The organism is Chromobacterium aquaticum (assembly GCF_021129195.1).
GTDB classification, from domain to species: domain Bacteria; phylum Pseudomonadota; class Gammaproteobacteria; order Burkholderiales; family Chromobacteriaceae; genus Chromobacterium; species Chromobacterium aquaticum.
On record NZ_JAJOHW010000164.1, the window covers coordinates 1 to 9326 of the forward strand.

The following is a 9326-nucleotide window of genomic DNA, read 5'->3' on the forward strand; positions in this document are numbered from 1 at the left end:
CGCCCCAGGTGACCACGCTGCCGTCGGCCTTCAGCGCGGCGAAGGCGTAGTCGTTGGCGAACACGGCCACCACATCGCGCAGGCGGTGGCGCACCGCGCTGCTGTCGCCGCCGCGCAGTTCATCGCCCCAGGTCACCACGCTGCCGTCCTGGCGCAGCGCGGCGAAGGCCAGTTCGGTGGCGGCGATGGAGCGCACGCGGTTGAGCTGGTGTTGCACGCCGCTGGCGTCGTTGCGGGCGCCGTCGCCCCAGGTGACCACGCTGCCGTCCTTGCGCAAGGCGGCGAAGGCGGTCTTGCTGGCGTAGAGCTTGCGGACGCCGGTCAGATTGGCGGCCACCGGGCCGGTGTCGGCGCCGCGGTCGAAGTAGGCGCTGCCTATGGTGGCGACGCTGCCGTCCTGCTTCAGCGCGGCGAAGACGTTGAGGTTGGTCTGCACCGTGCTGACGCCGGCCGGCATCGGTTCGCTGCCGTCGTAGTAGTCGCTGGTCTGGCCATCCCAGTTCAGGCCCCACACCACCACGCTGCCGTCTTTCTTCAGCGCGGCGAAGTTGTAGTCGGTGGCGGCGATGCTGGCCACATTATTGAGCTTGGCCGCCAGCGGCGAGGCGTCGCCGCCGGAATTGGGGTCGCCGAAGGCGAGCACGCTGCCGTCCTTCTTCAGCAGCGCCACCGCGCCCAGATTGTGGCTGACGCTGGCGACATCCTTAAACGCGGCCAGGCGCGCGGCGTCGAAGTAGGAGGAGATGGACTTGGAACCGCCGTTGCCGTCGAAGGTGGTTTCGATATTGCCCCAGCTGCTGGCGCTGCCGTCGCTGTTGAGCGCGACGAAGCCGCGCTTGGTGGGCCACAGCTTGGCGACCTTGCCCAGCGGCGCCACCGGCGAGGTGGCATCGGCGCTGCCTATGCCCACCGGGCCGGCGAAACTGGCGCCGGAGCCGGCGCGGCCCCAGCCGATGACGGTGCCGTCGGCTTGCAGCGCGGCCATCGCGCGTTCATTGCCGGCCACCGCCACCACGTTTTGCGGTTGGGCGGGCAGGGCCGAGGTATCGCCGCCCAGGCGGCGGCTGCCCCAGACCGCCAGCGTGCGGTCCGCCTTGAGCACGGCGAACACCGACGGCGCGCTGAACACGTTCTGCGGCACCAGGGTCTGGCTGGCGCTGACCCAGCCGCAGCTGACCGAGGCGGTCAGCGGCTGATCCGGCGCGCTGTCATCGGTGCTGAAACCGCGGACGCCATTGCTCCACAGCACTCGGGCTTCGCCCAGGCACAGGCCGCTGGGCACCGCGGCCAGCACGCCGCCGCGGTTGCCGAAGATATCCACCGCCAGGCGACCGCTGCCGCCATGGTGGCTGGAGCCGTCGCCGGGCTGGCTGCCGCTGCCGTCGTCTTCGCAGCCGGACAGGCCGCCAATCAGCCCGATACTGATTGCCATCACGCCTAGCCGGAACCAGCGGGTTCCGGCATGTTGTGTGTTTCTCATCACAGATAACTCCTTGATAGACATTATTTATTTATGTTTTTCGCCGAGCGGTATAACCCGGACGGAATATATTGTCATGCAATAAGCATGTTTTGAAGAAAAAACACATGTGGAAGGCGATGCGGCGCGCGATGGAAATCAGAAATGACGACGTAGTATTGCGCCGTTTTGGTGCATGAGAGCGCTAACTATATGGTTATAATTATTTGTGTTTAAATTTTATACTTGAAAATCAGCGGCTTGGGCAGGGCGGGAAATGGCGGGGACGATAAAGCCGGCCACACGGGCCGGCGTCAAAATGGGGCATGGCGGCCGGAGGGAGACCGGCCGGAGTGTTACATTTTTGCCAGTTGCTGGCGGGCTTTCTGCGCGGAGTCGCTCTTGGGATAGAGCTTGATCAGGCGTTTATAGGTGGTCTTGGCCTGATCCATTTGCCCCAGGTCGCGCTGGCAGTTGCCGATATTGCGCAGGGCTTCCGGCGCGAAGTGATGATCGGGGAATTGCTCGACAAAGCGGCGGTGGATGTCGATGGCGGCGTCGTACTGGCGCAGCGCGGTATGGGACACGCCCAGCCAGTAAGTGGCTTCCGCCACTTGCGGCGCTTGCGGGTTCTGCTCGATGAAGCTGCGCAGCGCGTCGGCGGCCTTGGCGAAATCGCGGGCGCGCAGCAGGTTCAGCGCCTTGTCGTAATCCGGGCTGGTGGCCGCGCCGCCGTCCGCGGCAGCCGAGGCGTCGCCGTGCGGAGCCGCAGCCGGCTTGGCGCCGCTGTTCTCCAGATGGCCGAGCCGGCCGTCCAGGTCGTTGTACAGATCGTTCTGGCGTTTCTGCGTGGTTTGCAGATTGTAGTTCAGCACTTCCACATCGCCGCGCAGCTTGGCCACTTCGGCCTTCATCGCTTCCAGCTGGCTGACCATTTCCAGCAGCTTTTCATTGGAAAGCTTGCTTTCCACTTCATTGAGCCGGGTGGACGCCTGGCGGTTGACTTGGTCCAGCTGGCGGCGGGTTTCTTCCAGATCGCCGGTGGTGGCGCAGCCGGTAAGAACCAGCAGCAGCGCGCTGCAAAGGGTGAGCCGTTTCATGGTTGTCCCGGGATGTCCCGCCGTCCGGCCCGGAGGCGACGACGCGATGATGGGTGGAAAAGCATTCAGCCGGATATCTTAACGGCAAGCGCGTGAAAGCGCATCCGCCCGATGTCCGGCTGTAAAAGCCTGTTCAAAGTCTGCTGTGCGTCGGCGATACGGCGTTGAAAACCGTTTCGAAATGCTCATGTACCAGGTGTACATTCCGCTTTCTGAGCCGTTTTCGCCTTGTCTCGCTCTAGCTCGCGAGATTTTGAACAGGCTCTAAAAGCCGGCCCAGAGGGCCGGCGTCGTAAAACAGACCCAGTGCTTTTAGTGGCCTTGGTACACGATGTCGGCGCGACGGTTCTCGGCGAAGTCGGCGTCGGTGTTGCCGGTGGCGCGCGGTTTTTCCTTGCCGAAGCTGACCGCTTCCAGCTGGCTTTCCTTGGCGCCCAGCACTTCCATCGCCTTCTTCACGCTCTCGGCGCGGCGCTGGCCCAGCGCCAGGTTGTATTCGCGGCTGCCGCGGGCGTCGGTGTTGCCCTGGATGATGACTTTCTTGTCCGCGTTCTGCTTCAGGTAGGCGGAGTGGGTTTCCACTACCGGCTTGCCGTTGGCGTCGACGGAGGAGGAGTCGAAGGCGAAGTAGACGCTGCGCTTGGCCAGCGGGCTGTTGGGATCGTTCAGCGGGTCCACCGCAACCTGGTTCTGGTTGCTGCTGCCGGTGTCCACCGGCGCGGTGGTCTGCGGCGTGGTCGGCTGCTGGGTGCCGGCGGTGGTGTCGGCCGGCTTGGTGCTGGCGCAGGCGGCCAGCAGGGTTACGGTGGCGGTGCCGAGGACGAGTTGTTTCCAGTTCATAGCAATAGCTCCAATTAAGGATGATTAAATGGGCCCCAAGCCGGGTCCTGTACATCGCCGTTGATCACGGCCAATTTCACTTTGCTGCCGCCATCGGTGGTGGCGGCGTACAACACGCTCTTGCCGCCGGCGTCGCTGGCGTACAGCACCATGCGGCCGTTGGGGGCGAAGCTCGGGCGTTCGTTATAGCCGCCGTCCGACAGCGCGCGGCTGTCGTTGGTGGCCAGGTCCTGCGCCATCACGCGGAAGTTGCCTCCCTCGCGACGGATGAAACTCAGCGTCTTGCCGTCCGGCGACACCTTGGGCGACACATTGTAGCGGCCTTCCCAGGTGACGCGCTGGGCGTTGCCGCCATCGGCGGACACGCGGTAGATCTGCGGGCCGCCGGCGCGATCGGACACGAAATACAGGCTGCCGCCGTCCGGGCTCCAGGTGGGCTCGGTGTCGATGCCGCCGTTGTACATCAGCCGGCGCGCGCCGCCGCCGTTGGCGTTGATCACGTAGATCTGCGAATTGCCGCTGGTGGTCAGCACCACCGCCAGCTTGCTGCCGTCCGGGCTCCAGGCCGGGGCGGAGTTGCTGCCCTTGAAGTTGGCCGCGGCGAAACGCTGGCCGGTGGCCAGGTTCTGCACCCAGACCACCGGTTTCTTGCTTTCAAACGACACATAGGCGATGCGTCCGCCATCCGGGCTCCAGCTTGGGGAGATGATGGGCTCCCTGGAGCGCAGAATGGTCTGGGCGCGGCCGCCGTCCACATCGGCCACTTGCAACAGATAGCTGCCGCCGGTTTTCAACACATAGACGATGCGGGTGTTGAAGAAGCCTTTCTGGCCGGTGATCGCCTCGTAAATCATGTCGGCGATCGCGTGCGCCACCTGGCGGGTGCGGTCCGGGGTGACGGTGAATTCGCCGCCGGTCAGCTGTTTCTTCTGCGCGGCGTCCATCAGCCGGAAACTGATCTTCAGCTGGCCGCCGCCGGCTGCTTCCACCTTGCCGATGGCGACGGACTGCGCGCCGGCCGCCTGCCACAGCGGGTAGCGGATGTCGGCGGGCTCGAACGGCACATTGGCCACGCCGGCGGTGTCCACCATGCGGAAGGCGCCGGAAATCGTCAGGTCGTTCTTGATCACCGGGCTCAGGCCGCCCTGGGCATTGGCTTCATCCTTGAACGGCACCACCGCGATGGCGTGGCGGTTGGCGCCGCCGCCGACGATCTCGATGGTCATTTCCGCCTGCGCGCCGCCGGCGGCCAACAGGCCCAGCGTGACGAGCAGCATATTCAACAGAGTTTTGAAGCTGGACATTAGTTCCCTCAAGTCAATCAAGTGGCATGCTAAGCCGCGGTGCGCGGCGGCAAGGCCCGTCCCGGCTCCGCCTGCGCTCCGCGCGCGCCTGATCATGCGTTTGTCTTATGATTTGGGACGGAATTCCATCTTGAATTGCCGATAGCCGTCGTTGAAGCTGGCGCCGGGCGGCAAGGCCGGGAAGGTCTTGGCTTCCCAGATCGCCCTTTGCACCGCGTCGTCATAAGCCTTGCTGCCGCTGCTTTGCAGCAACTGTACCCGGTTTACCTCCAGAGAGGGCAGCAGCGAGACCTGCAGCACCACTTTGGGATTGCCGGACAAGTCCGGTGGCACTTGCACCAGCGGGGTGATCTTGGCCTTGACCCGGCTGATCCAGCCGGCCTTGGCAACGGAGGAGCCGTTGGCGGCGCCGCCGGCCACGCCATTGGGCGAGCCGGCCTGGTCGCTGCGCGCATTGGCCTTGCCGCTGGTGCGCGGGCTGTCCAGGCTGGCCAGCAGATCGTCGGCTTCCGGGTTGTAGGTCTTGGACGGCTTGGGCTTGGCCTGCGGTTTGGCGGCCGGCGCCGGCGCTGTCTTGGCTTCCGGCTTTTTCTCGGCTGGCTTGTCCGCTTTTTTCGCTTCCGGCTTTTTCACCGGCTCCGGCTTGGGTTCCGGCTTAGGCTCGGGCTTGGGGTCAGGCTTGGACTCGGGCTTGAGCTTGGGTGGCTCCGGCGGTTTCTTGTTGCGGCCCAGGTTGACGTCGGCCGGCGGCTCCGCCACGGCGGGGCGCGGCGGTTCCACCACCGGTGGCGTGGGCTTGGGCTCGGCCACGACGCTGGGCGCGGGCGGCGGCGGCGCGGTGGTCCACAGCTCCAGCGCCACCGGCGCCTGTTCCTGCAAGGTCTGGGAATGGAAACCGCCCCACAGCAGCAGGCCGACCACGGCGACGTGCAGCAGCACCGATACGATCAGCGACCAGGGACGCGGCGAGGTGGACACTGCGGCCATCATCCCTGCTTCTGCTGCTTGACCGTCAGCGCCACGCGCTTGACGCCGGCCTGGTGGAGCTTGTCGGCGATTTGCACCACTTCGGCGTACTTGAGGTTGGCGTCGGCGGAGATCGCCACCGGGCGCTCGGCCGCGCCCAAGGCCTGGATTTGCACCGCAAGGTCGGCGACGGAGGCGACGTCGGTCTTGCGGTCGTTGTCTATCAGTTGAATCTTGCCCTGGGCGTCCACGGTCACTTCCAGCGGACGGGTGTCGATGCTGGTGGCCTGGGACACGCTGGGCACTTCGATCACGCCGGGCGTGAACATCGGCGCGGTCACCATGAAGATGACCAGCAGCACCAGCATCACGTCGATATAAGGCACGACGTTCATCTGGTTCATCTGGCGGCGGGGACGGCGATTGAGCATGGAGCGTCTGTTAGCGTTGGCAAGCGGTCATGATACACCGGGCTCCGGCCGGGTGTCCGGGGTAAGCGGGTCAGACCGCGGCGGATCATGAAAAGTTCATGGCCGCGCCGGCCTGGGGGCGCTTAGAACGTGTTTACGATCTAGCGAGCTAAGGCGAGACAAGGCGAAAACAAGCGAAAAAGCGGAATGTACACGTGGTACATGAGCACTGAGCTTGGTTTCAACGCCCATTTCTATCCAACCCGCCGACGCGCAGCAGATCGTGAACAGGTTCTTAGGCCAGCCGCGTGCACAAGGTCAGCCCATCCCCCACCGGCAGCACGCACATGCGGATGCGCGGGTCGTGCTTCAGGCTGGCGTTGAATTCGTGCATCAGGTGCACGCCGGGCGGGTCCTCCGGCTTGGGCTCCACCACGCGGCCGGACAGGAAGATATTGTCGATGGCGATCACGCCGCCGGGGCGCACCAGCTGCAGGCAGGCCTCGTAATAGTCGCGGTAGGCGGGTTTGTCCGCGTCGATGAAGGCCAGGTCGTACTGGCCGGCCTGGCCCGCGTCCAACTGCTGGCGCAGGGTGGCGAGCGCCGGCTGCAATACCAGTTCGATGCGCTCGGCGACGCCGGCGCGCGCCCAGTAGTCGCGGGCGACGGCGGTGAAGGTCTCGCTGACGTCGCAGGCCAGCGTGCGGCCGTCTTCCGGCATCGCCAGCGTCACCGCCAGCGCGCTGTAGCCGGTGAACACGCCGATTTCCAGGTAGCGGCGCGCGCCTATCAGCTGCGCCAGCCAGGCCATGAACTGGCCCTGTTCCGGCGCGATCTGCATCTTGGCCATGCGATGGGTGGCGGTGAATTCGCGCAAGTCGCGCATCACCGGGTGTTCGCTGAGGCTGATGCTCAGCAGGTAGTCGTGCAAGGCGCCGTCAAGCGCCACGGTGCGGCTGGTCATGTGTGCTGCAATCCGATGCGGTGCAATCAGAAACGCCCGCGGCGCGGGCGTCGGGTCAGGCGGGAGCCGGGCTTATTCCGGCTGGTAAACGTAGGGCTTCTGCGGCACGCGGGATTCGTCCCAGCGGCGGCGGTCATCCAGGTTTGGCTGGCGGTCCCACAGCGTCAGGCGCAGTTCGCGGCGCTCGCTGTCCACTTCCGGGTGCTGATCCAGGAAACCGTTGATGAACTTGGTGAAATCGGACTGATACATCACATCGTTCCCTCTATGGCTGATGCCGTGATTTTAAACGATAAATCGCGGTTTCGTCAGCCTGCCTCGCGTTTTTCGCAACACCTTGCCCGTTTCGGGGCGTCATCGATCAAGTCCTGTTTGCAAGCAGGGTCATTTTGACGCATATTGCACGTATTGTTTAAAGACATTAAACATAAATTATAAATTGATCTCAGTTAATTGTTTAATAAAATTAAACTAAACGGTTTTTAATCATGCTTATCCGCAATGTCGACAGCTTGGTGCAGGCGCGGGCCGAAACCTTGACCTATATGCGCTTGCTGGTGCGCTTGCTGCACCTGGCGCTGGTATTGGCGCCCGGCGGCGTCTGGCTGGCGCAGTCGGGCGCGCCGCTGCACGGCCTGCTGGCGGCAACGCTGTCTTTCGCCGGCGTGCTGACCTTGCTGGCCTTCCAGGCGCTGGGCCTGTACGGCTCCGGCCTGTTCGGCCGGCAGTTGCAGCTGCGCAGGCAGGCGACGGCATGGTCGCTGACCTTCATCGCGCTGATGCTGGTGGGCGGCCAACTGCCCCTGCTGGCGGCGGCTTCGATCGAGGCGCTGCTGGGCTGGTACGCGTCGACGCTGGCCTTGCTGCTGCTGGCACGGCTGGCGCTGCATGGCTGGTGCCGGCGGCTGGCGCGTCGCGGCGTCGGCTTGCTGCCGACGGTGATCCTGGGCTGCACCGCCAGCGGCAACCGGCTGGCCGCTTATTTGACCGAGAACGCCGATATCCGCGCCAGGTTGGTCGGCTATGTCGACGACCGCACCGACAGGCAGGCATTCGGCATGGCCGGCCTGCCTTATCTGGGCGATATGCCGCAGCTGGAGCGCATGGTGCGCGCCGGCCAGGCGCAGCTGGTGCTGGTGGCGCTGCCGTGGTCGGCGGTGGAGCGGATGGGCGATCTGGTCAGCCTGCTGCGGCGCTTGCCGGTGACGGTGCTGCTGGCGCCGGACATGGCCGGCCTGCAGCACGCGCATCACCGGGTGACCGCGGTGGCTGGGTTGCCGATGTTCAATATCTCGGAGCTGCCGCTCAAGGGGTGGTCGCCGCTGCTCAAGCGCTGCGAGGACGTGTTGCTCGCCGCCGTCGCGCTGGCGCTGGCCGCACCGCTGATGCTGCTGCTGGCCTTGCTGATCAAGCTGGATTCGCCGGGACCGGTGCTGTTCCGGCAAAAGCGCTACGGCTACAACAACCGCCTGATCGAGGTCTACAAATTCCGCTCCATGTACGTGGAGCAGGCCGATGCCGACGCCGAGGCGCAAACCACGCGCAGGGATCCGCGCGTCACCCGCGTCGGCCGCTTCATTCGCAAGACCAGCCTAGACGAACTGCCGCAGCTGCTGAATGTGCTGGGCGGCAGCATGTCCATGGTCGGCCCGCGGCCGCACGCCACCGCCACCAAGGCCGCCGGCGTGCTGTTCGAGGACGCGGTGAGCGAATACACCGCCCGCCACAGGGTCAAGCCGGGCATCACCGGCTGGGCCCAGGTCAACGGCTACCGCGGCGAAACCGACACCCTGGCCAAGATAGAACGACGGGTGGAATACGACCTGGAGTACATCGAGAACTGGTCGCTGTGGTTCGACTTTTACATCCTGATCCGCACCCTTCCGGCGGTGCTGTCGGCCGACGCGGCTTATTGAGGCAAACATGCAAAATCCCGTTCCCGAACTCATTCCCTGCATCGTCTGCGGCGGCGCCGGCTCGCGGCTGTGGCCGGTGTCGCGCCAGGCCTTTCCCAAGCCCTTCATCCGCTTGGCCGACGACCAGAGCCTGTTGCAAAAGACCTTTCTGCGCGCGGCGAGCCTGCCCGGCGTCCGCCGGGTGCTGATCGTCGCCAATGAGGAAACCCGCTTCCGCACGCTGGACGAATGCCAGGCGGTCAACGCCGGCGGCCTGGCGCTGGAACTGCTGCTAGAGCCGGAAGGACGCAATACCGCGCCGGCGTTGGCCGCCGCCGCCGCGGACCTGCTGGCGCGCGATCCGGCGGCCGATCCGCTGCTGCTGGCG

10 protein-coding genes are annotated in these 9326 nt (G+C 65.2%); 2 read left to right on the forward strand and 8 right to left on the reverse strand.

From position 1 onward, the window contains the following. From LQT98_RS21390 to LQT98_RS21425, 8 genes are all read right to left on the reverse strand, one after another. On the reverse strand, positions 1-1480 hold a 1480-nt coding region (locus tag LQT98_RS21390), incomplete at its 3' end, for an RCC1 domain-containing protein (protein ID WP_231465047.1). Between the two features lie 335 nt (positions 1481-1815). Further along, the gene (gene ybgF, locus LQT98_RS21395; RefSeq protein WP_231465049.1) at positions 1816-2559 is read right to left on the reverse strand and encodes a tol-pal system protein YbgF; all 744 of its coding nucleotides are present in this window, start codon (positions 2557-2559) and stop codon (positions 1816-1818) included. 312 nt (positions 2560-2871) lie between these two features. Further along, positions 2872-3399, reverse strand: a complete 528-nt coding sequence (pal, locus tag LQT98_RS21400; protein WP_231465051.1) for a peptidoglycan-associated lipoprotein Pal — start codon at positions 3397-3399, stop codon at positions 2872-2874. Positions 3400-3413: 14 nt separating this feature from the next. Beyond that, on the reverse strand, positions 3414-4703 hold the full coding sequence (gene tolB, locus LQT98_RS21405) for a Tol-Pal system beta propeller repeat protein TolB (RefSeq protein ID WP_231465053.1): 1290 nt from the start codon (positions 4701-4703) through the stop codon (positions 3414-3416). Between the two features lie 105 nt (positions 4704-4808). Continuing rightward, positions 4809-5693: an energy transducer TonB gene (locus LQT98_RS21410; protein WP_231465055.1), complete on the reverse strand. Its 885-nt coding sequence runs from the start codon at positions 5691-5693 to the stop codon at positions 4809-4811. Beyond that, the gene (locus LQT98_RS21415) at positions 5690-6100 is read right to left on the reverse strand and encodes a biopolymer transporter ExbD (RefSeq protein ID WP_048408166.1); all 411 of its coding nucleotides are present in this window, start codon (positions 6098-6100) and stop codon (positions 5690-5692) included. Before LQT98_RS21415 ends, LQT98_RS21410 begins: the two co-directional genes overlap by 4 nt. A 274-nt stretch (positions 6101-6374) precedes the next feature. After that, positions 6375-7043: a class I SAM-dependent methyltransferase gene (locus tag LQT98_RS21420; RefSeq protein WP_231465057.1), complete on the reverse strand. Its 669-nt coding sequence runs from the start codon at positions 7041-7043 to the stop codon at positions 6375-6377. 72 nt (positions 7044-7115) lie between these two features. Then, on the reverse strand, positions 7116-7295 hold the full coding sequence (locus LQT98_RS21425) for a DUF3460 family protein (RefSeq protein WP_048408168.1): 180 nt from the start codon (positions 7293-7295) through the stop codon (positions 7116-7118). Positions 7296-7531: 236 nt separating this feature from the next. Between LQT98_RS21425 and LQT98_RS21430 the strand changes: the two genes are divergently transcribed. Both LQT98_RS21430 and LQT98_RS21435 read left to right on the forward strand, forming a co-directional pair. Then, the gene (locus LQT98_RS21430; RefSeq protein WP_231465059.1) at positions 7532-8959 is read left to right on the forward strand and encodes an undecaprenyl-phosphate glucose phosphotransferase; all 1428 of its coding nucleotides are present in this window, start codon (positions 7532-7534) and stop codon (positions 8957-8959) included. A 7-nt stretch (positions 8960-8966) separates the two neighbouring features. Continuing rightward, the coding region (locus LQT98_RS21435; RefSeq protein WP_269326114.1) for a sugar phosphate nucleotidyltransferase at positions 8967-9326 on the forward strand (360 nt) is incomplete at its 3' end.

Excerpts from the sequence above, each read along its gene's own strand:
- ybgF (WP_231465049.1), bottom strand. The coding sequence starts at position 2,559 with ATGAAACGGCTCACCCTTTGCAGCGCGCTGCTGCTGGTTCTTACCGGC.
- pal (WP_231465051.1), bottom strand. The coding sequence starts at position 3,399 with ATGAACTGGAAACAACTCGTCCTCGGCACCGCCACCGTAACCCTGCTG.
- tolB (WP_231465053.1), bottom strand. The coding sequence starts at position 4,703 with ATGTCCAGCTTCAAAACTCTGTTGAATATGCTGCTCGTCACGCTGGGC.
- LQT98_RS21410 (WP_231465055.1), bottom strand. The coding sequence starts at position 5,693 with ATGATGGCCGCAGTGTCCACCTCGCCGCGTCCCTGGTCGCTGATCGTA.
- LQT98_RS21415 (WP_048408166.1), bottom strand. The coding sequence starts at position 6,100 with ATGCTCAATCGCCGTCCCCGCCGCCAGATGAACCAGATGAACGTCGTG.
- LQT98_RS21420 (WP_231465057.1), bottom strand. The coding sequence starts at position 7,043 with ATGACCAGCCGCACCGTGGCGCTTGACGGCGCCTTGCACGACTACCTG.
- LQT98_RS21425 (WP_048408168.1), bottom strand. The coding sequence starts at position 7,295 with ATGTATCAGTCCGATTTCACCAAGTTCATCAACGGTTTCCTGGATCAG.
- LQT98_RS21430 (WP_231465059.1), top strand. The coding sequence starts at position 7,532 with ATGCTTATCCGCAATGTCGACAGCTTGGTGCAGGCGCGGGCCGAAACC.